The organism is Mesorhizobium sp. M0910 (assembly GCF_040319465.1).
GTDB lineage: Bacteria > Pseudomonadota > Alphaproteobacteria > Rhizobiales > Rhizobiaceae > Mesorhizobium.
In genome coordinates this window covers 1-22,429 of the sequence record NZ_JAMYNZ010000018.1, presented here as the reverse complement: position 1 = coordinate 22,429, position 22,429 = coordinate 1, and the positions used below count along the sequence as shown (strand labels likewise).

The following is a 22,429-nucleotide window of genomic DNA, read 5'->3' as shown; positions in this document are numbered from 1 at the left end:
GGCTAATGTCTATCCGTGTAAATATCGCTAACCAGGTACGGCAGACCACCGTACTGCAGTGGCGCCCATTGCTGCCATTGTTCGAAGCAGTCATGAACTCGTTTCAGGCAATCAAGGAAGCGAAACTGCCGACGGGTACGCCCGGACGCATGACGGTCGAGGTCGTTCGCGACGGCCGTCAACTCGACCTGGAAGTTCCGCCGATCAGCGGGTTCAAAGTCATTGATAACGGCATCGGTCTCGACGATGCCAACTACGACTCTTTTAATACTGCGTTCTCGCCACACAAACTGAGCCGAGGCGGCAAGGGCTTGGGTCGCTTCACCTGGCTCAAGGCCTTTGCATTTGCGCGCATCGAAAGCACGTTCAAGGATGACGACGGCGCATTGCTCACTCGAGCTTTCACCTTTGACGAGAACTACGATGTAGACGACCTGCGCGGCCTCCCCAAATCTGTCACGCGACATGCGACAGGCACAACAATCGAGCTTGTGGAACTAAGGCCGGAATATCACGGGCAGTGCCCCCGCACCTCGGAAGTGCTTATCCAGAAACTCATCGAACACTTCATCCTTGTACTGATGGACGAGGAGTGTCCGGCGGTTCAGGTTAACGACCTTGGGCTCAAGCATAACCTCAAAGAAATTTTTGAAAGAGACTATAAGGCCACGGCTTCGGCTTATCCCTTCGAAGTCGGTGGATACTCATTCACTTTACATGGTTTCCGACTTCCCACCTCACGGGCGACCAAGCACAAGCTTGTCTACGCTGCGGATCAACGGTCAGTCCTCAGCGACCGCCTAGCAGACCATCTTCCAAATCTGACATCCCGGCTTGAGGACTACGACGGCAAGGCGTTTTTCTACCTTGGCATCGTCCAGAGCCCTTACCTCACCGAACACGTCAACACCAATCGTACCGATTTCGAGTTCGGCAATCCTGATGATGCCGAGCTTGAACTTCCCCTCTCGGATCACAAGCTCATTCCAAAAACGGATATACGCGCTTCGGCACTAGCGTTCGTGGAGGACGATCTGAAGGATGTCATCGAGACCATCAACTCTGTCAAGCTCGATAGGATTCGTCGGTACGTGCAAGAAGAGGCGCCACAATATCGGATGCTTCTCAAGCACGCCGGCAGCTTCTTAAACAAGATCACTCCGACACCGTCTCGGTCTGAGATGGAAGGCATACTCCACCGGGAACTGTTCTTGCGGGAGACTGAACTCAAGAAAGACAGCACTCGCATCATTCGCGAGGCGAGCAAGATCACCGATTACGAGTCATACCACAAGGAGTTCACCGAATTCCTGGACCGGTACAATGAGCTTGGAGTGTCAGCCTTAGCCCAGTACGTTCAGCACAGACGGATCATCCTTGATTTCCTCGAACGCGCAGTCAAGTTGCCTGAGGACAAGAAGAACTACCCGCTCGAAAAGGTCGTGCATCAGCTCGTATTTCCAATGCAGCATAGCTCTGAAGATATCCCCTCCAGCGAGCAGAATCTCTGGATGATCGACGAGCGCCTCACATTCCATTCGTTCATTTCGTCCGATAAGCGAAACAACGCGCTGTCAGTCGTAGATTCGAAGGATAAGCAGAGAGGCGACATCGTCATCTTTGATGAAAAAATTATTTTCAGCGGTGAGCGGCCCGACGACGAGCATCCGCTGAACTCAATCATTGTGATTGAGTTCAAGCAACCGGGGCGCAACAAGTATGCGGGTGATGAGAACCCCGTTCTTCAGGCCGCAAAAGTGATCAACGCGATCCGCGGCGGTAAGTACCTACATAAGGGTCGAGCGATCCCAATCGCGAACGCAGATATTCCGGCCACGATTTTCGTGGTGGCAGACTTAACGCCAAAACTCAGGCAAGTTCTCACTGACTTCAATGCCACAATGACGCCGGACAAGCAGGGATTCTACGGCTATCACGCCAATCACAGGGTCTACTACGAGGTTATGGACTACACGAAGATGCTCAGCGACGCCAAAAAGCGTAATCGTATTTTCTTCGACAAGCTCAATCTAGTCGATAATCGATAGAGCCATGACGGGTTCAATCGCCCGTTCTGAGATGCATCTTCAGCCGGCACATCGGCTTCAGTCGAGTTCACGCGCGAAGCTGCCAATGGGTACCGAAATGTCCTATGTTCATGTGCAATAGCTGACAAAATTGACCAGCGTGCACGCCGTAATTGTCAGCTCAAAACCACGTCGATAAAGCCCTTTCCTTCCCTAATCCGCTCGAAGTCAGTGCGTAATGGCTGAGCTTTATCCAGCCATTCCCTCTCATAGGTCTCAAAGTCCGCGGGATCCTTCGGTTTGAAGTGTTCGAGATCAGGCTTGTAAATTCGGGTATCGCCAACCCGCCGAGCAATTTCCGTCATTAACAGGCCACGCGGAATCGTGCGGTATTTCCCTCGTTCGGTCGACACGACCGCTGTCGCTTTCGACTGCTGGCCGGCCGCCGGTACCGGCAGGATTGCATCCAGGATCGCAGTCGCTTCGCTGGGCTTTCCTTTGCCCATGTCCCAGGGTGTGCTGTTTTCACTGCCATGATGGCCGATCTTGAGGAAGTCGACTGTTTTGCCGAGCAGATCTCGGCGCTCGTTCCACATCACGTTCCATGAGCCATTCATCTTGCCCTCTTTGAAGTCGCCGTGCCATTCGGCGTCCCCGATAAACAGCAGGCGCTTCTTGTTCCATTCGATCAGCAGAACGATGCTGGAATTGTTTTTCAAAGTGCCATCCAGTTCCGCGAATGCCAAAGCGTTCGACTGCATGCGGGCACGAAGGGCGCGAAAAGAGGCCGGGCTGATATTGCGGGGCAAAGGCGGCTCTTGCGCTTTTGCAGTGGCATCAAACTCTTTTTCCGCGTCGAACGCGGCCGCTCCCAGCACGCCCTTCAATGTTCGCTGAGCGGTCGCGCCGAGATAATAACGATCGAAATCAGCCTCCGGGCCAAGGATGTTGATTTTCGCTTTATGGAGTTCAATGCCATGTGTTTCGTTGGTTTCGCCGGCATGCACATAGGTCGGCTCTCCGCCATCGAGCAGCGTCTTGCGCAAGGTCTGCATGGCGCCTTTGTTGTCAATCTGGAAAACTGACAAGAGCTCGCTTGCGCGAGGGCTCAGACTCGGCCCAAGCGCGGCAAGCCCCCGCATGGCCTGCTCAGCGACCCCTCTAATTTTTCGGGTCTTTCCCGCCTGCGGATGTTTGGGATCCATGGCGCAGTTCATCCAAACCGCGCCGACCTTCATGTTCTCGAATAGCTTGGGATCGAAGCCCGCTATGTGATCCTTGTGCTCGTGCGTGACAACGACAAGATCGAGCCGCTTTTTTCCGTCCTGTGCGTCTGGCAACTCGCTCTCGAGCTGTTTCATCGCTGCGGCAAGAAGCTTCCCTTCGCTCCAGGTGCCGCAGTCGATCAGCATATGGAATGCATCTTCCTTCTTGTCGGTTTTGCCGGGGATGCGAACATAGATGCAGTCGCCCAGACCGACATCATAAAGGCGGATCAGGAGCTCATTTGCCATCTAAGCGCTCCCAGGCTGGAATCATCGGCATCATAAACATGAAAGTGCGGCGAGAGCTCAAACCGAACTGAGCCGTCAACTTCGCGCGCGATCAGTGGCGGTGTAAGGCTTCCAACAAGACCTTCGGGGCCGGCAAGTTCTTCACCAACCATCCCCTCCTCGATGCGTCTGGCAAGTGCATCGAGATACTCCTGCCTGCGCTGCTTGCCAGCCTCGAGTTCAGCCAAGGCTACCTGCTCGGTGCCAAAGAGTTTTTTGCGCGATTTTATCTTCTCCATCGCCACGCTTGCGGTGGCAAAGGGTTCGCTGCCTGGCTTGCGCGCCCAATAAAGCAGGCTGCCATTGACGTCGAAGACCATCGTCCCGCCACAGAGCAGGCTGGTCGTCTTGCCACTAAAGGAGCCAAACTGCGTGCCCGCTAACGCCAAGTTCTCGCGCCACAGATATTGGAGGATGATCTGTTTGGGCTGGAAGAGGCCTGGACCGACCATCTTCTCGGAGGTGAAGACCTCATCGACCATGATGTCGACATGGTCGGGAATGAAGAGCTTGTCGCGGTTGTCATCGAGATAGCGATAGGCCGCTGCACGCGAACTCCCGATAAGCTCCGGGTCGTGCGAAATTGTTCCTGGCATCCGATCGTACAAGGGCGCGCGCACCAGTAGGTCGGTTCTCTCCTCTGCGGTCATGATCTCGCGGTGGACGAAAATGTCCGCGATCATCTCGCGATAGTTGGTGGGATCAGTTGGGTTTGCGATCGCGAGGTTGCGCAAGACAGCGCGCGCGTAGTCGTTGAACGTAACCTCGACTGGCGGCAAAAGATCAAGCGCCTGGATGGCAATTATCTGCATCTGAGCGACCGCATATTGTAGCGATTGAGCCGGAGTGTGTGTCTCCCCGTCGCTGCGCTCTCGTTTGAGATATTGCTCGGTCAAGGCAACGAAGATGTCGAACATCGCTCCGGTCATCACCTCCGAGAGCGCGTGAGGTTCGATCTCATCCTTGTATTCGCCCAGAAAATGCTCGTTACCCGCACTACGAAGGTATGGTTGTCCTGACACGGCGTTGCCGAACTCTGTGGCGACAGATGCGATGAGTTCGTCACCGGATTTCGTCTTCAAGTGGCCCTTGGTCCTGGCCGCAAGCTCCTTACGGAACGAATTGTTCCGCAGCGTCATCAAGATTGCGGTCAAGTCCCCCAGGAATTCGTGAAAGGCACCTGTCTGTGGTGAGACCGCTTCCAGAAGATAAGGCCGAATGCCATCCAGCAGTGCATGACCAAACTCGTGATTGACGATATCGCTGGACAAGCAGGTGTGAATACGCTGACCGTTGTCGTCGTCAAAATAGTAGAACTGGAGCGATTTGCTCTGGCGATCATAATAGGCATTTGCGCCGTAACCGGCATTTGGCGTGACCAGAAGCCGATTGCCTTCGAACGCCCAAGAGATGCGCCGGCCGAGGCCGCTTGGGCTCTCGAAGAAATCAAGTGTGCTTTGCAGAATTGCCCAAGTGCTGACCTGGCGGAAGTGAGCGGTTTCTTTTAACGCTCGATCGATCCTACGCCCCTTCGGATCGAGAAAAACCTTCTCGCCGACGCTCCATTTGGCCGGTTCTTCCAACGTATTTCTGGTGCTGTCGTAATCGACAATAGCGAACCTCGCACTTGTGGGGCCGTCGCCAATGCGTGGCTCCCAAGGCACATAAAAATCGTCATCGATTTCCAGGCCGGGATTATTCTTCGCGACAAGGGGGTCCTTGTAATATGTGTCGAAGCGGACCTTGAGGCCGAGCTTCTTCTGCGTCACCCCATCCAGGAACCGTCGAGAGGCGTAGACGTCTCGCGTCTCAGCAGGTGACAGGGCCACCGCGACAGCCTTTTCACCCTTCTTAACGGGACTGCTCTTTTTCGCCATCTGCATCCCCCTGCAATCGTGAACTTGGAGACGTTACGACTCTCTACCCTAACTGCCGGCTTCTTTTGCCAGGCGATCTTTCATAAGGTCACCATAAGGCTCAACATCGAACGCCGTTGGAAAATTCTCTGGCTTATATCCCAAGATGGCTGCCTTCCGATCCAGAACCGACTGATGAACAAACGGCCGCGGCTCCTGTTTCTCGATCATGCGAGGCTCGGCCTGCGGAAGATAGAAACCGAGGGCGGATTTTCGCTTCCATTCACGCAATTTGACCGATTTTGGAATCCACTCGAGCGGCTTCCAGCCCCACGTCACTGAATCGTGCACGGCCCCAAGTGGATTCGGGCCCACGAAGTTCATCTTCCCCTCGCCCTCCCCTGTTCCGAAGACGAGGCGCTCCCGCATCCGAGAGTTGATCTGCAGTCCAAACGCCGTGGCTTCATCAATCATCCAGTCGAGCGGAAACTTAGAGATAGCGCCGTCCTCTTCAGGATAGCCACCACCAACATCCGAATGACACCCGGCGAACCAGACTTGCCTGATATCTTGCTCTTTTGCTGGCGCAGTTTTGTCGAAAGGATCTTCGACAAACGGCTGTGGTTCGACCCACCGGTTCAGCCGGAACATGCGACGATGCTCATCGATCGCAATCGCGTGGCGAAAGACCTCGACGCTCGGGTTGGTCCTTGTATGTGGCAGTGTCTGGAGCTGGGGCAGAAGTCGGTCCCTTCGCGGCACGATGACCGACGCAACCGTATCCCAGACACCAAGAAATTTGATACGAGCGTCTCGGGCTCCAGAGACTTTGGAGAAGTGCCAGGCGACGTTTAGGTCGTTCTCGTCGCTGGCCTGCTTATAGGAGCTTACAGCATATCGAACGATGTTAAGCTGATCCGGCTGCAGCAGGCCGATCATGTGGATCAGGCCCCCAACGGCGCGGACTGTGTAGGCACCGCGGCTGAAGCCAAAGAGGAAAATTGCGTCCCCTTCGACGTAGTGCCGGCAGATGAATGCGTAGGCGCCCGCGATTTCAGCGTCGAGCCCATATCCCGTGGCCAGTTCAAACACCGATTTGGTGTTTTGCCGCCAACGGGCCCATGCGTTGCTGGCGCCGATCGTGCCTACGCCAGCGTCGTAATAGACGCGCTGTTCCTCATTCTTCTTCAGGATGCGGAACAGTTTCAAAACGTTCGAGAGATTGCGCTCGATCTGGTTGCCCGTACCGTCGCAGCAGACGACAATGTTTTTCCCCACCTTGTTTTACGCTCCCGCACTGATGTATCTAGACTAAACTGGACGACTTCGAACTTCTTTCATCTAGCACGGTTTTTCGAGTCGGGCCCTCCCCGAAGCAGTCTAAACTCCGTTTGGGGCTCGCATTTCCTGCGAATACAGGCCTCAGGTCGGAAGCATATCGCGAATAGAAGTGCGATAATTGTTGCGCTCCTTTAGAATTCTGTAATCCGAATCACTGCGTGCAAGTTATTTCCTGGACAGCAACACCGGCATGAACATCCAAAAGGCGATCTCTAGCCTCCTCAATCCATCGAAGTTAGGCGCGCATGTCGCCTGCGCCGTCGCGCACGACGCGCCATGCGAGGGCGACGGGCCACGGACTGCACTACTTCATGTGCGTTTCAACGAAGACGAACCGCAGATCGATGCCCTTGCGGAGTTTCTGTGGGGCCAGTGCATGTACTATGCCCTGCCGCGAAAGCGGCGGCTCGAGTACACGGCGGCGATCGAGAAGGATTTCACATTGATCGCCCGGGTGCATCAGGCCGTGCGGGACGTCTTCATCACCTTCAACGCCACCAGCCCGTCGCGCGCTAGCGAACTGGGCGAGGTGCTCGCCTATTGCGTCGTTCAGCATCATCTTTCAGCGGCACAGGTCGCGGCAAAGATGGCGCTCAAAACCTCCGCTAATATGCCGGTCCACGGCCTAGACGGGATCCACGCAACTTTTGAAGGCGACGCCCTGACAATCTTTTTCCTGGAATCGAAGCTCGCCGGGAGCGCCAACGCCGGCCTTAAGGACTATGCCAAATCCGCCGCGGGATTTCTCGCCAACCGGAAACAGTACCTTCGCGAATATGAATTAGTATCGGACCTTGGGCATTTGGACTCTCTGGAGGGCGCGGCCCGAGAAGCGGCGCTCGATTTCTTCGACATCGTCGGCAAACCCGATCTACCGAGACGCGAACGTTCTGTCGGAGTGATCTGCTATTCCGAACGCCGGTTCAATGCCAAATTGCCCGTCTCCGATGGTCCCGTGGACGCGCACGAGGAGCATTTCGCGGGCCTCTACCGAACAGATCACAAACGGCATCGCAGCGCGGCGAATAAGCATATCAAGGCGTCAGGAGCTGACACCGCGAAGACCCTTTTGTTCCTTGTGGCGGTTCCGGACGTCAATGTGCTTCGCAAAGCCTTTTACCGGGCGATGGGAGTGGAGCCTCCTCACGAAGATATTCCAGCCGCGTCTGAAGATGAGGAGGAGAACGCACCCGGGTCGGCGGAGGATCTCGACGTCGTCGCGCCGGTCGAGAGCACCGACGCATGACCTTCGCCCTGGACCTTTCCCGTCGGCTTGAGACCCACCAGGCCTTCCGATCCGACTTCGACCGTCTTCAGGCGGAAGCCGCCTTTGCCACACTTCCCCACACGATAGAGTCGCGCCGTGGCGGGATGGATCGGCAGGATGTACTACGCCTGATGTACTGCGCCGGGGTGTTCGCCCAGACCGACGACGAGACCCTGCGGGCGCTTGCCCAGGCGATCTCGTTGGGCGCCCTTCTTATCGGTCGCGACGACATTCCAGTGGACGCCAGCCTTCGCCTTTTGACCGATCTAGGCAATTTCCCCGCCCTAACGTACGCGGAAGCCCGGCATGAGCCAGTCGCCACAATTCGGCAGGCCCTACGGGCGGCGATCTCACGCGAGGTAAATGGCATCGACGTCGGCAGCGAGCGAATTGCCCTTACCGATTTCCAGAAACGTGCTTGGGATCGGCTTGGCCAGGATACGGCGCTGGCTATTTCCGCGCCGACATCGGCCGGTAAGTCCTTTCTAGTCATCGAGCACCTTTGCAGGACCGCAGAACGGTCCGCCATCTTCCGGGCGGTCTATGTCGCGCCCACACGTGCGCTTCTCTCGGAAGTCTATGCCTCGATCCAGCGCCGGCTAAACGATGAAGTCGGCATTCGCGTTTCGACGGTGCCAACGATCGACCCTGCGGCCCCCGAGCGTCAAATATTCGTTCTGACCCAGGAAAGATTGCAAGTTCTGCTGGCGGTCTCAACTATAGATTTCGACTTGGTGATCGTCGATGAGGCGCAGAATTTTTCGGACGGCGCCCGGGGAATGATCCTGCAGGAATGCCTCGAACAGGCAATTGCCCGACGGGCTGACACTCGTCTGGTCCTGTTGGCGCCGGGTGCGGAAGGTTTCGAAACCGTCGCCGATTCCATCGGCCTGAAGGGACTGAAAGCATCTGTTTCGCTTCTGCCGTCCGTCATACAGAACCGCATCCTCGTGAGCCGGGCGGCCGAGCCGAGGACCCTCAGTCTGCGACTCCTAACCGCTCTTGGCTCGACATCGTTAGGCGTGGTTCAGAGCCATCGAGGGTTTGACCACCCCGCCAGCCGTCTCGCAGCGGTCGCGCTGGAGCTCGGACGCACAGGCGGTTCTCTGGTGTATGCGACGGGACCCAAGGACGCCGAAACAGTCGCACTACAGCTACACCAAGATTGCCGAGATAGCGGCGATAAGGTGCTCGAAGATTTGGCGCAGTTCATTGAAAAGCACATCCATCCCCGATATGCTCTCGCCGCCTTGGTCCGGCGTGGCGTAGCCTTTCACTACGGTAAGATGCCCACGCTGCTGCGGGAGTCTATTGAGAGTGCCTTCAAGTCCGGCGCGCTGAAATTCCTTGCTTGTACCACGACCCTTTTTCAAGGCGTAAACCTTCCCGCCCGCAACGTTTTCATCGACACGCCTACGCGGGGGACTAACTCGCGGCTGGATCCGGCAGCTCTATGGAATTTTGCGGGACGCGCAGGTCGGATGAAGGCCGACATCGTTGGAAATGTTTTTCTCGTTGACTACGACGAGTGGCCGGATAAGCCGATGAACAGCTTCGTCGGCTACCGGATCGAACCTGCATTCGGAAAGGCCGCCGCCGACCATGGATCCGCCATACTACAAGCTCTGGCCGGCGAACTGCCAAGGATGGTACCTGGCGATGAGGTGGCGGGGAAGGTTCGCGCCGCTGCGGGCCTGCTCATAGCAAGAGCCGCCAGAGGCGACGTGGCTCTTTTTGCGTCACGATCCCTGTCCTCGTTCGCGGCAAAAGATCGCGACGCCCTAGTCGTCGCGGCCCAAGCTGCGAGCGATGGGATCGGCCTGCCCGCGACGCTGCTGTCCACAAACTGGACCGTAGATCCTTTCGGGTTGAAACGCCTGTTCAATGAATTGGTCAGCAAGATCGTAGCCGGCGAAATCGACGGATTGATCCCAGTCAACCCGCACGACTATCTACCGGCGCGTAAAGCGTATGAGTCGATTTTCATGCGTGCACAGAGGCTGGTGAATCTGTCCGCCAGCAGGTTCCCCGCATTGGTCGCCGGCGTCGCGGTCAAATGGATGCAGGGCACGCCCTACCCCGTTCTTCTTGCCGACGCTATCCGGCGCGAAGAGCGAACCCTTGCGAAAAAGATCAAGGCCTATGAGGATGAAATTGCATCGAATGCGAAGTCACGCAAACGTCGGCCGAAACCGATCGACATCAATGATGTGATCCGTAAGGAGTTCGACCTCATTGAGGACGTCATCCGCTTCCGGTATGTGCAACTCGGAAAAGCCTACATTGATGTCCTGGCCTTGGCATTGCGGCACTGCGGATTCGAAGCGCGGATCAGAGAAATCTTTGACTTCTCACTGGCGCTTGAGCTCGGTGTATGTACGAGGTCTGGTTGGTCTTTCATGGAACTTGGACTTTCGCGGATCGCTGCCGCTGCGCTTGAGCCTCATTTCCCAAACTCCGATTTGAGCGTCCAGCACGCGCGGGACTGGTTGCGCAAACTAGACGTGACTCAACTCCAAATCAGTTCGGTGATCGTCGACGAGATGCTCAGCTTGGGGCTGATAGAATTGGAGAATTTCGCTTAGGCAGCCTTATTTGGCCAAAGGCCTTGTCAGCCCCTCATCCAACTTGCCTGGCGGTCTCATTGCAGAGGCCAGAAACGGGCGTATCGGAATTCGACGCTTACCGCCACCGGGGCCTGTCTGGGCCACCCGTCAAGAAGTGCCGGGGCGGCTCCTGTGCCTATGAGGGAAGGTGTGGCTTAAGGCTTAAGGTTGGCAGTCACCCGGGGAATGATGCGATTCATACGGGCCAGTATGGCAAGCGCGTCAAGCATGGCGGTATGCTCGGATACGTATTTGATGGCAACTTCGCTTCGGCATTCGCTGCGATCACGGCTGCAATCGGAACGCGTCTCGCGGACCTAGACATGGATGCGCCGGGCGAGATGAAGCAATCTTCCAATCGGCCGTATGACAGCAATTGCCGAGAGACCTATCACAGGAGAGGTGAACTGCGCCCGTTGATCTTACACCACCAAGTCGTCGGACGGTAGAGAAGCGCCACGCTCCGACCTCGCCGTTGCGGCCGTCAGAAGCCGAAGTGTTCGCTCGATCTCCGATCGCCGGGTGGCACGTGAGCTAACTGATCTGGTCAGCCGTCGCGGGAAGCCGGACATGATCGAAAAGGGAACTGTTTGGATCAAGCTGGCAATACCTCTGCAAATTCCCCACCGCAGAACCCGACATGGGCTGCAAGTGCTCGGAGCAGAACGGGCCGCCAGTGATTGAGGTGAAACTCTCGGCTCTCCACATCTGCCTGTGCAAGAAGATAGCTGCGGACACCCTCAGCGCCAGCACTATCAAACAGGATTCTAACTGCGGTCGCCTGACTGGTCAGATAGATATTGATCTCCCGCGCATAGCGTTCGTTGAGTTTCAGGCGCTGCAAGACAAATGAGAGGCGCGAGCTAACTAGCGCTTCGATTGGAGCGGCTGGATCAATGTCAAACGTAGCAACCAGGCCGCCCCCTTCAATTGTGACGCCGGCTCGCAAGAATGACGTATCCGGAACCGCTTCGAAATAGGGGTGAAAGAACTGCTGGGCAGGCTCTAGGGCAGCCGATTTGCTCTTCGACTGATTACACTCTTGGCAAAGGGGCACCAAATTGCGAGGATAAACAGCCAACGGACGGTAATCTGACCGCGGAAGATGGTGATCCAGTTGGCGCGGCGGTGCAATTCCACATATCGGGCACAGCTCAATTCCTGCCATTAGCGACGCTCGAACCGACGCTAACTTGCCACCCGCTTGGGTGAAGTCATACCCGCTATAGATCGCGTCGCGAAACTGCTGAAGAAGCGCGCCGCCCTTTAGGATTTCCGCGGGGCCCCCCAAACCCGCGTCATAAGCGTCGTAGATGGCAATCACGCTGTCGATCTCAGCTTGGGTCGCAGCATAGCCTTTCGCAATACCGGCGTGAACGTAGGTCTCGATAGCGCGCACGAGGTAGGCTTGCGCCTCCTCGCGAGAAGGACATGGCAGGGTTCTCACTGGCGAGCCTTCCGGGCGAGGCCCGCAAGCACGTATGCGAGCGCCTGCCCGCTAAGGCCCGGCCGAAAATGCTGGTTCACGTCCTCGATTGTATTGTGTGCCTGAATGAGTAGATCAAGAATCCCATGAAAGTCTGTCGCGGCAGAAGTCAGACCGAAGGTATCGTGGGTTAAGGTTCCCACGTTCTCGCCGAATGTCTCTCGTGGCGGGATAAAGACCTCAAATTCCGATCCGATCCGCCTTATGACCCTCACGTGCAGTGCCAACGTCTCCTGGAGGATCACCGGTGAATGCGTTGCCACGATTGCGAACGCGTTCTTTTCTTCCAGTACCAATCTCAAGGCGTGCATGACCGCTGCAATGAGCGGGGGATGAAGGTGTGTCTCAGGCTCGTCGAAGAGCACGAGGGATTTTCTCGTCGTATGTGCCACCAGCGAGGCGATCGCATGCATCGTGATTTTGTGGCCTGTGCTCCATCCGAGAAAGCTTGAACGGGGATTGGCACCAAGCAGAGCCTGTCGATCCGTCCCGGCAACATCGGCAAACGAGGCGTCGGCGAGCACCAGCGCAAGAGCAGCATCGAACAGCGCATCATCTCCATGCTCCGCGATCTGCCCGATTAGGCGAACAAACTCGTCAGCGAGCTGCTCGAGCGACTTCAGTTTCGTACTCGATCGTCGATCCTCGATGTCCAGGACAGTTCTTTCATCCACGTCCGTCGGCTTGGCCCGTGCGGATGACAATTGCTCTCGCACTTCGGCAACGACGTCGCGAAGGCCGGCGTAGACGTAGCGACCGCCTCCCCTCTCCATGTCCGATGCGATCTGCTCGAGCTCAGTCTCATACAACCCGGGCACGGAGAAGTTCTCGAACGCGCTGTACGAAACCGCGATAATGCGCATGAAGCCAATTGACGGTGGATCGAACACGCCGACGGCGGTCAACTGAGGCCACGTTCTGTCCGATGGCGACGCAAACGCGACCCGTGCGATGCGCGATAGGAAGGTGCTCTTGCCCGATCCGTTGCGTCCAATCAGCACCATCACTCGCCGTGGGAGCAAGACCTTGCGCTTGCTGGGGCCAAGTTCGCGTGTCGGGCCGAAATAAAACAGTGGGCTCGGCGCATCGAAATAGAGCTGGATCGGCGCCGCCCATCCGGCCGGATGGAATGTGAACGACAGATGGAGGTCTGGAACCTCGCTGGCATTGCGAGAGTGAATCTGTCTAGCATCGGAAAGGAAGCCCTCGGGTTCCGGATTGTCGCGGAACAGAGATATTCGCCAGCCTTCCTCCTGGCTGAATAGCGGCTCTAGTTGCGAGTTGGCAACGACGTCGTTCAACGAGCCCAGAATCTCATCTCGGTCCTCCCCAGCAATCTCATTGAGCCGCTGGTAATAGTCGAGTGAGCTGCCAACAGAGCCGAAGTCAGGCGGAAGCCGGTCGAATGGTTCGGTGATCAGGATGCCGTCTTGCGTGGTTTGGCCTCGCCGTAGAATCTTGACCGGCCCGATCAAAGTAGGAGGGCTTCCCTCGACCTGATAGTAGAGGTGATACAGCGTCATGAAGGAAAAATCGTTCCATCTGTCCTGCTGCAGCGCGAACTTTGTTGCAAAACTCTGCACGCCCTGGCGGCTCGGGGGCAAGACGCTAATGGCCATGGGCAGCCTCACTTGCGGGCGGTCCGCCGTGCTGGCTTAGCTGGCTCCCCCTATCCAGGAAGCCATCAAGGAGTTGTTCGCGGTTCACCATCGGATCCGACGATACGGCGCCAATAAGCCCGCACACCACCTTGCGAGCGAGTTCTCTGGCACTTCGTCTATCGTTCCCGGATATGTCCGCCATCGGCCTCCCGTGTAGGAAATCGCTCCTAAGCCCGAAAAGCTTGGAATAGGCGTTCCCAAACGAACCATCGTTGAGCAGTCCGGAAATGCGAAGCGTGGCCCGGCGCGTCGCGCCGGGATTCTTTCCTTCGATCTTTTTTCGGGCGCGTGGGTCATGGTCCAAAGGCAAGCCGAGCGCCGCCTCGATCGTTGAAATATGGGCAAGAAACTCGTCGATGGCTTCTGATTGAAATCCACGGACAAAGAAGTGCGCAACAGGACGGTCGAACAACGTCGTCCGGCGCGCCGCTACAATGTCACTCCACGCGTCGTCGGTCAGCCAGGTAATTGCGCTGTCGCTGTCATCATTTAGCGGATAGGCGACCGGCGCTTCATATTCATGCTCGTCGCCATTGACATCGAACTGCCATGCAGGCTCCCAGCTCAGGCTGTCTGGAGAAGGTGGCGGAACCCGACGAGCAAACACGTCAGAGTCGACGGTGTAGACCCAAGGAACTCTAAAACCACGCCATTCCATGTCCTTGTATTCAGCGATCTGCTCCCAGGGGATTGTGAGGAGTCCAAAAAGCGCAGCTTCGACAGATGAAGGGAGGCTAGTTTTGTGCGGTTCGATTCGTCCAAAATCCTGGCTAAGATTCACGAACAGGCCGGGCAGTGTTCTCCCGTCGGGACCCATGTCGTCGTGGGAAACCTTCTCGTCGACGACGAGCCAATTGAACTCGGAGAAGCGTTTGCTATCGAACGACCAGTTCTGGTTCGCCCGATGAAGACGCAAAACGTCGAAAAGCTCCTCAAGCTCCGTCGCCGAAAAGCACCGCACCTGATTTGGACCGAAGGAGATCGTCGGAAGGCGCGATGCCAGATCGAGCGGGCACAGGTGCAGTCGCCTCGATGCCGTGCTCCGGATGGCTTTGTCGAGGCCATCCGATATTTCGGCCGCACTCGCTGCCAACCCAGAACCCTGGCCACCGACGAGACAGGCCAAGCCGAGCTGCCGCAATGCTGAGGCAAGCGAAAGTCGCAGCATGGAGCCAGATCTAATCTGGGGGTATCGAGTTTGACATAACTCCGCAAAACGCAGAAACGCCGGAGTGTTCTGCAGGTGATTAACGTCAGTCGCCGGCGCCCGACCCAGCTGTTCCAGTTCGTGGAGAATATCGACAGGAGGGCCGACCGTGACGTTCATGATGTCTGCGGTCCCGGCGGAGCTCGATAGAGAATGATCCGTCCGGTCGGCAGAATCTGGGTAAGGAAATCAAAATCGCGGACGTTGCCGGTCAGCACGCCCGCCCCCAACTGACGCGCCTGCAGGAATACGAGGGCGTCATTTACGAAGCGGCGCTCGTGCCCCTCCCCCTTGGGCAGATTGCTCAGCCGGCAGAGCAAGCCAGCCAACACACCGGCCTGTCCCCACATCGCTGCATCCGGGTCATGAAGACGGTGGTCCGGAATGTCCTCCACCGTGGCTTTGATTGTCTCGAGGACAGCTTTTGTGGAGGCATGCTTTGGGTCGAGCCGGCCAAAGGCGTGGGTCAGCTCAGAAAGGCAGACCGCGGAATGGTGGCATCGGCGATAGGTAAGCAGCGTATCGACTTCAACCGGTGCTCGTCCCTGCAGGACATCCAGATAGACGCTCGTATCCAGAAACAGCGGTCCCCCGATCGCAGGTTCGTCAGCAACCCATGGGAGATCGTCGTCGGCCCTGCGCTTCAGCGTTCCGTTGTGCTTTTGGGGCTTTAGCGATCGGAGGGTTTCGGAAAGATCAAACCCCAAGATCTATGTCCGCCGGGATGCTGCCCTTACGTCCGACCAGGCGGGCGCCAAAGTCATCTTCGAGGGCCAGGCGCGACAGCGCCAGTTCCAACAGCTCCGTGTCCGAGGTGACATGAGCGCGCTTCTTGGCCGCCTCGATCAACTCCGAAGGCACTCGCCCCGAAAGACGGGTATTCTTCGCCGCGCCGAGCAGTCCGGCGGCTTTCGCTTGCTCGAGTACAAGCTTATTGCGGGTCGATGCGACCGTTGCTTCGCTTTCTGCAGCCGTCCGTGTCTGCGCAGCCATGAGAACCTCCTGTGTTGAACAGAATATAGATTGCGTTGAACGCATAGGCAAGGCTTAGTAGCCGCTGGCCGTCGGGACGTAGGCACCTGAAGCACACTTACCATAGTGATCGATTGGGGGATCGATGGATTCTATGCAAGCCGAAATTGCACGCTTCCTTGCGGAAAAAGCGGTGCGGCAAACGCGTGCGACATATCAGCAGGTGGGGGACGCCGTCGGTTGGAACCATCCGACAGGTCGCGGTCTGGGCAAGAATCTGGAGGTCGTCCTGCACGCTTTGCATGATCGCGGACTGCCGCCGCTCACGACGATTCTAGTCAAGCGCGGCGAGAGGCATCCGGAGCCTGACGCCATGGCGTATATCCGCGGAGCCTTGGGCGATATCGACATCGATGCCGCACAACGTGAGGTCTTCGCCTTCGACTGGCGATCGATTCCAGACCTGGCTCCTGACGTCGACAGACTTCCGAGCGGCCGTGATATTTGGCTGACCTCTTTTTGGGGGTTTGACCCCGCGAGTTGGGGCTGCATCGGCTTTGCCGACGAGGCCAAGCGCAACCGCTATCTGAGATTATCCACTCCCAATGCATTGGTGGCGATCTACGTCACCAAGGGCAAGGGGCCCGAGGAGATGCGGGGCAAGGTCGTGGGCCTCCTCGAGGTTTCCCACAACGCCGGCCATGCCAGTCAGTTCATCGCCGGCGACCGCTGGGCCGAGAAGGAAATGGACCCTGCCTCGAGAGGCAAATGGCTGTTCGCCGTGCAGGCAACCCGCGCATGGCGGATCGTCCAGGAGGATTGGAAACCTGTCGAGCAGTTGTTTCCAGCCGCGTATGCGAGCGCGCACGCCGAATACATCGGATCTAGTGGTGTCCAGGTTGACGCAGTTGAAGCCGAGCATCTCATGCAACTCGATGTCTATGAGGTGCCCGTCTATGGCCAAGGGAGCCGCGTCAACGGCACAATCCAGACGCTCGAGTCCGCTTTGTCGCCAAGTCGCGCGATCCCACCCGCGACCGAACCGTACTGGGTTGGCGAAACCGATGGCCCCAAGCATCTCTACATATTGGAGCTCAGCGGCGATACATCGGCCTATCTCGGGCGTTCACCCGCCGACGTTGATGGCCGCGCCATCATTAAGGTCGGTTTCTCCCGCAGCCCCGCGGCCCGTCGCGACCAGATCCAAAGTGCATACCCACAGGGGCAATTCAAGTGGGTGATAAAGTACCCTCATCCCGTCCCAGATGCCGCACCGTATTCTAACGCCAAGACGGCGATCGTAGGCGAGGATGCAATGAAGCGGCGCCTCGTGACCGAGGGGGCTGAGGTGCTGGGTGGAGAGTTCTTTCTTGCCGAAGACTGGCTCGTCCACAACACGTGGAGAGCTGGCAAATTTGCGGCAGAAAAGGCCATGGAGAGCTGACTAAGCTTCAAGTGTTGGCTTTGCGCCCCAGAAATCAGCGCTGAAATTGTTCAGGTGGTCACCGTCACCGAGCCTGACCTCAAACTCACCGGGGATACCCCCCCTGTCATGACCCGCCCGAAAATAGTCGCGCACTGACCAATGAGCCAGCTGCTCGAGGTGCTCCCATTCGCGTAGCAGGTCGGTCTCGCGGTCCTCCGCAAGCTTCCCTGGCGCTCGGCTTGCGCTTAGACTTGGGCTGAGCGATCGTATGATAGTCGAAACGGGGCTGGACCTTGTGTTTGAAGATGATGGAACCGGAAGTCCACTCATCCTCGATCGTTCGGCGCCACTTGTAGCTGACACGAACCTGCATGTCCTGGGTCAGACGAAACGGAGCAATCGTCGGATCGTAGATGAAGAACAACTGGCTTTCGCGTTCCTCGACCTCCAAGCGCTGCTTCATCTGACCGAATGCAAAAGTCAGATCACTGCCGGCTTTACGAATAGAATGTAGAATTCCTTCCCGCTTCTTCGCAGATTTCGCGATCCTGTATGCCGCAAGCGCTTGATCGAAGTATCGGAGCTTGGTGGCCACGTATTCTCCGCAGTTGTAGAGCGGTAGATTGCTGAGTTTTCCGAGTTGCTCTGACCTGATGGCCTGGTCAACCAGGTCGTGAAGCGCCCCGCTGTCGATGGCTCCAATAGCCTGTTTCTCGCGGTCACTGAGATTCATCAAGCCCATCTTGTCTTCCCTCAAACACAAAATCCCGCAGCGTTCATCGGACTCGAGCTATCTGGCAGCACGGTGGAGAGACGACGATCAAACCGTTGCCGCGTCAGCTAGTGAGATCGCGTTTGCAGCGTGTTCGTCCTCGGCCCGAAGACGCTGATGGGATGTTTCCTGCGTTTCCACAAAGAAGCTCTTTCCAGAAATGCCGGCGCGATCGAAGAATGCCTGATTCCGCTCTCTGGCGTCACTGAGGAGTGTGTCCCACCCGATGAGCTCGATCGACCCTTTAAAACCCGAACGGGGCTGGTAGTAGCGCCCTCTCCCGTCGGCAGTGCGGTCCCACGAATAGGTCCAGTCGTCCATTTTGCCCACGATGTCGGCAACTATGAAGCAATAGAAAACCGTGTCCTCCTTCAGCTTTATGGGGCGCCCCTTGACGTCAAGCTTCCCCCCTTCAAGCAGCCGGCGCACATAGCGCTCGACCTGATGCTGGGGGTTCTCGTCCGCGGCATAGCTGGTTCGTCCCGGGCGCTTGAACTCAACGAGCAGCACGCGCGAGGGATCCTCGGTCTGGCGCAGGCCGTGTACGTGATCGAAAATCAGAACATCCGGCCGCTCGTCGCTGGCGACTGCATCAGAGAGATTCTGGAATTCCTCATCCGAGCTGAAATACTGGGCGAAGGTCAATCGCTCATCGATGATCCAGAGGTCGTGCGACGCCGCCGGCACTACCTTTCTGGCGCCATCGGCTAGGGTGTTGACCCGCAGAGGACAGATGAACGAGTGCAAAATGTCTTCGCGCTGATAGCTGCTGTCACGCGTATCGTCGCGGACCTTCTCCAGCAGGATCTCGATGAAATCGAGCACGACCTTTCGGCGAACGATGTACTCGGTGAGACTCTTCTGCTCCGCCTCTTCGATTGCCTTGCCGGCGGCCTCGATTGCGCTCGCAAACGAATTGACATCGACGGACGGCTCCTTCAATCGCTCCAGCACCGCGCGAATTTTCTCCGCTTGGCGCTGATCCCGGCGATAGCGCTCACGCGACAGATGTCCGAAGATCGCATCATCGTTTAGCTCCCCCGAAGGGAGCTTTTCTTGCAGTTCATCGACGTCGCCGAATGCAACAGATGGGTAGGGATTCGGTAATTGCCTTGACCCTGGTTCGCTGATCCTGGCGCAGTGCTTGCAGCGGTTCTGCCAGGACCTTCTCGATGTGTGGTGTGCAGACATCGCTCATGATGCGATCGAGGATCGCGTCCTCGAACTGGAACTTCGTGCGATCCTGATTGACGTTGTCGTCCAGGAATTTGCCGGTGAGCACAGCGTGAAAGACCCGGTCCTCGTTTACCCCAAAGTACTTTAGGCCGAGCTTGCCGTCGATCTTTTGGGAATGAACCGTTCGGTCGTGCGCTATGAAATGGACGAAGTGCGACCTCTGCAGATCCGCGCTCGCAACCTTATCGCACTCCATCAACGTGAGTGTGAGCGGCCCATAGTCAGCGGTTGGAATGTCCTCGATGGTCTCCCGACGATAGATGATCGAATTGATCTCATCCGGATAGTGGCGGGTTTCGTCACCGCAGTGCACCGTGATGCGAGGCGAGCGCGACCCGATGAAGGTCGGCAAGAAATGCGACGTGAAATGCTGAAAGACGTACGCTGGGCGACCCGGGAATTTGGCACGATAGCCATTGTCACGGAGCCCATCAAACTCGACCATTACCCCGGTGTCCGGTGCCGTGGCGTCGAGTTTGCTCTCTTCGTAGTCTTGAATCTGGTCGGATTGCGATAGGACAAAGCGAAACTTCCGGCGCTTCGGGTCGCCATCTTCTACCGAAGTGCTGGACACGCTGATCGCGTCAAAGCAATCCAGCCACAATAGACGCCCTACGCCCTTGCCTCCGCGCGCAATCTTATTGTCCGTATCGGTAGTGGTGAAAGCGTCATAGTTTCTGCCGTCGAGCCCCATGCCATTGTCTTCGACCACAATCTTTGCGGGCGCCTGTCGGCGCGCCATGGTGAGGGTGACAATGATTTTCCCTTTGGTTGCGACGTTTTCCTTGAACCGGTCCTGTGTGCTGTGAATCGAATTACTGACCGCTTCGAAAGTGGTTGCATGGCGTCTGCAGCGTTGGTCGGCTTGGGAAGCCGATCAATTCTTTTGACGAGATTTGTCTTCAACGATGGCATTTATTATCCCCCACTGAATGCAACTTTACGCGGCGAGTATTTCTCGGTCTATCGTCAAACGAGGGAGAGTCCAGATAATTGCCCATGCTCGATACCGCCCTCTCCCGGTCATCTCCCGCACCCCCAAATCGGCAATAAGATTGAGCGCGCCACGTTGGGTCACCTTCGCCATCGTCGACACCATAGTCGCGGATACGACTCGCCGCGACAACGCTCTCGTTCCATCTGTAGACGCGCTTGCTGAAGCCGGACAAGCTTCCGCAAGCCGCTATCTGCTGTCGCGGATATGGCATCGAGGAAAAATCGACGAGCCGGATCGACCGATCCCGCTGTGGCGACGCAGGAGACCTGGTTCGCATCGTGGTCGATGAACAAAACGCATCGATGTGGTCTTGGTGGATACTCACGACCGAACAGGTCTAGCCCACGCCCTTTTGGGAAGTATCGCATCGCAGGTCCACAGGGACCGACGGCACCCACACTCGCAACGGCGCCGAGTGATCCTGGCAGCGAGCGGCCATGATGAATTAATTGCTCGCTTCGCCGACTCCCGCCGACGTGCTGACGGCCTATCTGCGCGTGGTCGCCGATCGAACCACGTCAAAGCCACACCACAACGTTGGAGTTGCACAAGCCTGACGGATTGACGGCGGCCCCTCCTGTCTTGGCGCGGGGACTATTTGTCCCCTACGGCGCTAGCGCCAGGATCGCGGTCATCGGCAAACCCTGGCATGATATCGCCAGCCAGCAGCTTTTCCTTGCTTAGCAGTCCTGCACCCTCAAGCGCCTCGAAATCCGGCAGGTCGCGCAGTGTGTCGAGCCCGAACTCCAGTAGGAATTGTTTGGTCGTGACATAGGTGTAAGGCGCGCCGGGCGTTGGGCTGCGCGGACCGGACGCAATCAGCTTCGCGCCGCGCAGATGACCGATGAGATCGCGGCTGATCTCCTTGCCGAAGAACGAAGACAACTCGGCGCGGGTGATCGGCTGGAAGTAGCCGATGCACATCAGCACGAGCACCTCTGACTGCGTGAGGTCTGCCGCGCGATGGCATCGGCATAGGCCGGCCGCGTCAGATGCTTCCAGCCGCCGGCGACGGCGACGAGGTCATAGGGCCGACCGCGCAGTTCTTCGCGGATGTCGCCGATGAGGAGATCAATGCTGCAGCTTTTGCCGACGATGCGGGCGAGCGTTTCGTGGTTGACCGGCTCGCTGGCCGCAAAAATGGTCGCCTCGACGCGGTGCATCCATTCGCGCCAGCGCGCCTCCGGCGGTAGGTGATCCAGTTCCTTATCAAACAGGCGGTCGCCTGATCGACCGTCATCTGACCGGCCCTTCCCTCGTCTGCGCGCCGCTTCCACCATGGTCTTCACAGTCCGTAGATGCGGAAGGTTGGGCGGCCGGACAGTTCACGCACGGCGCCGAGTTCGACCAGCCGGTCGAACAGTCGGCGCAGGCCGCGATCACTCATGCCGGCGATCTTTTCGGACGCGACGATCGCATCGTCGGACAGGAGCTTTCCGACAACGGCGTCTGCCGCCTTGGCCCTGAGTTTCGGGGCGACGGCAAGCAGCCGGTCCGCGCGGCGCCCGAGTTCGGCGTGAAGATCAATTGCGCGCAACGCAGCGCGCGCCTGGGCGGCAAGCAGTCCTTTCGCTCGATCGGCTTCATCCCCGGTGCTTGCCGCAATGGCAATTGTCGAGCGGCGGGAGCGGCCGGGTCCTGAGCCCAAAGCCACCTCCGCGCCCAGCAACGGCACCGCATGGGCCCAGCCCAACCGCTGCGCCAGCAGGACGTCGGCGAGCCAGCATCCGAAGGTGCGTCCGAAGCCATGTCGTTTGGCGGCCATGAATGCGCCAGTCAGCATGCCGACAATTCCGATGCTGGCAGAAAGCTGTCGAAGGTCATCCGCCAGATCGCGGACCGCGCGGTTTCGATTCGCGCACCCGGGCACAACGCTTGGATAAGTCCCATCAAATGCTCTCCGGTGCCCGTCATCTGTATAGCTGACATTGGGCCGAGGGCTTCCAGCACGAGCCACATGGCGCGGGTATCGACCGTGACCCATGGTGCGCCGCCCCTGCCGCCAGTTCCAGCGGCGGCACG

At 57.7% G+C, this 22,429-nt stretch carries 16 protein-coding genes and 2 pseudogenes; 4 read left to right on the top strand and 14 right to left on the bottom strand.

Features of this window, described 5'->3' with window-relative positions; genetic code table 11:
- The first annotated feature begins 92 nt into the window (after positions 1-92).
- Positions 93-2,048, top strand: a complete 1,956-nt coding sequence (locus tag NKH78_RS29250) for a hypothetical protein (RefSeq protein ID WP_352619027.1) — start codon at positions 93-95, stop codon at positions 2,046-2,048.
- Between the two features lie 155 nt (positions 2,049-2,203).
- Here the strand turns inward: NKH78_RS29250 and NKH78_RS29245 are convergent, their stop codons facing one another.
- Genes NKH78_RS29245 through NKH78_RS29235 form a run of 3 tightly spaced genes read right to left on the bottom strand, consistent with a single transcriptional unit; the run spans position 2,204 to position 6,714 of the window.
- Positions 2,204-3,541: a ComEC/Rec2 family competence protein gene (locus tag NKH78_RS29245; RefSeq protein WP_352508307.1), complete on the bottom strand. Its 1,338-nt coding sequence runs from the start codon at positions 3,539-3,541 to the stop codon at positions 2,204-2,206.
- On the bottom strand, positions 3,523-5,457 hold the full coding sequence (locus NKH78_RS29240; protein ID WP_352619023.1) for a gluzincin family metallopeptidase: 1,935 nt from the start codon (positions 5,455-5,457) through the stop codon (positions 3,523-3,525). Before NKH78_RS29240 ends, NKH78_RS29245 begins: the two co-directional genes overlap by 19 nt.
- A gap of 48 nt (positions 5,458-5,505) precedes the next feature.
- Positions 5,506-6,714: a T6SS phospholipase effector Tle1-like catalytic domain-containing protein gene (locus tag NKH78_RS29235; RefSeq protein ID WP_352508305.1), complete on the bottom strand. Its 1,209-nt coding sequence runs from the start codon at positions 6,712-6,714 to the stop codon at positions 5,506-5,508.
- Between the two features lie 253 nt (positions 6,715-6,967).
- On the opposite strand from NKH78_RS29235, the gene NKH78_RS29230 reads away from it, so the two are divergent.
- Both NKH78_RS29230 and NKH78_RS29225 read left to right on the top strand, forming a co-directional pair.
- Positions 6,968-8,023: a HamA C-terminal domain-containing protein gene (locus NKH78_RS29230; RefSeq protein WP_352508304.1), complete on the top strand. Its 1,056-nt coding sequence runs from the start codon at positions 6,968-6,970 to the stop codon at positions 8,021-8,023.
- Entirely contained in the window at positions 8,020-10,629 is a 2,610-nt protein-coding gene (locus NKH78_RS29225; protein ID WP_352884862.1) for a DEAD/DEAH box helicase, read from the top strand. Before NKH78_RS29230 ends, NKH78_RS29225 begins: the two co-directional genes overlap by 4 nt.
- Before the next feature lie 616 nt (positions 10,630-11,245).
- Here the strand turns inward: NKH78_RS29225 and NKH78_RS29220 are convergent.
- The 5 genes from NKH78_RS29220 to NKH78_RS29200 are packed head-to-tail and all read right to left on the bottom strand — an operon-like array spanning position 11,246 to position 15,997.
- The gene (locus NKH78_RS29220) at positions 11,246-12,097 is read right to left on the bottom strand and encodes an HNH endonuclease (RefSeq protein ID WP_352884860.1); all 852 of its coding nucleotides are present in this window, start codon (positions 12,095-12,097) and stop codon (positions 11,246-11,248) included.
- Positions 12,094-13,755 carry an AAA family ATPase gene (locus NKH78_RS29215; protein ID WP_352508300.1) on the bottom strand — a complete coding sequence of 554 codons (1,662 nt, stop codon included), beginning with the start codon at positions 13,753-13,755 and terminating at the stop codon, positions 12,094-12,096. Before NKH78_RS29215 ends, NKH78_RS29220 begins: the two co-directional genes overlap by 4 nt.
- Positions 13,745-15,124: a hypothetical protein gene (locus NKH78_RS29210; RefSeq protein WP_352508299.1), complete on the bottom strand. Its 1,380-nt coding sequence runs from the start codon at positions 15,122-15,124 to the stop codon at positions 13,745-13,747. The genes NKH78_RS29215 and NKH78_RS29210 overlap by 11 nt, the downstream gene beginning before the upstream one ends.
- Complete coding sequence (locus tag NKH78_RS29205; RefSeq protein WP_352884859.1) at positions 15,121-15,711, bottom strand: type II toxin-antitoxin system VapC family toxin; 591 nt, start codon at positions 15,709-15,711, stop codon at positions 15,121-15,123. The genes NKH78_RS29210 and NKH78_RS29205 overlap by 4 nt, the downstream gene beginning before the upstream one ends.
- Complete coding sequence (locus NKH78_RS29200; RefSeq protein WP_352772514.1) at positions 15,701-15,997, bottom strand: hypothetical protein; 297 nt, start codon at positions 15,995-15,997, stop codon at positions 15,701-15,703. Before NKH78_RS29200 ends, NKH78_RS29205 begins: the two co-directional genes overlap by 11 nt.
- A 124-nt stretch (positions 15,998-16,121) precedes the next feature.
- On the opposite strand from NKH78_RS29200, the gene NKH78_RS29195 reads away from it, so the two are divergent.
- A complete protein-coding gene (locus NKH78_RS29195; protein WP_352884858.1) occupies positions 16,122-17,420 on the top strand; it encodes a hypothetical protein in 1,299 nt (432 codons plus the stop codon).
- A 106-nt stretch (positions 17,421-17,526) separates the two neighbouring features.
- Here the strand turns inward: NKH78_RS29195 and NKH78_RS29190 are convergent, their stop codons facing one another.
- The 6 genes and pseudogenes from NKH78_RS29190 to NKH78_RS29165 all read right to left on the bottom strand — a co-directional run.
- Positions 17,527-18,144, bottom strand: coding sequence for a hypothetical protein (locus NKH78_RS29190; protein WP_352884857.1), 618 nt, complete (start codon positions 18,142-18,144; stop codon positions 17,527-17,529).
- 78 nt (positions 18,145-18,222) lie between these two features.
- Complete coding sequence (locus tag NKH78_RS29185) at positions 18,223-19,365, bottom strand: hypothetical protein (RefSeq protein ID WP_352884856.1); 1,143 nt, start codon at positions 19,363-19,365, stop codon at positions 18,223-18,225.
- A gap of 985 nt (positions 19,366-20,350) precedes the next feature.
- Entirely contained in the window at positions 20,351-20,497 is a 147-nt protein-coding gene (locus NKH78_RS29180) for a helix-turn-helix domain-containing protein (RefSeq protein WP_352884855.1), read from the bottom strand.
- A gap of 504 nt (positions 20,498-21,001) precedes the next feature.
- Positions 21,002-21,687 (bottom strand): annotated as a pseudogene (gene scpB / locus NKH78_RS29175) (SMC-Scp complex subunit ScpB).
- A gap of 5 nt (positions 21,688-21,692) precedes the next feature.
- A pseudogene (locus NKH78_RS29170) lies at positions 21,693-22,250 on the bottom strand (DUF1403 family protein); the annotation flags it as partial.
- A partial coding sequence (locus NKH78_RS29165; protein ID WP_352884883.1) for a hypothetical protein occupies positions 22,184-22,429 on the bottom strand: 246 nt, incomplete at its 5' end. The gene NKH78_RS29165 and the pseudogene NKH78_RS29170, both read right to left, overlap by 67 nt.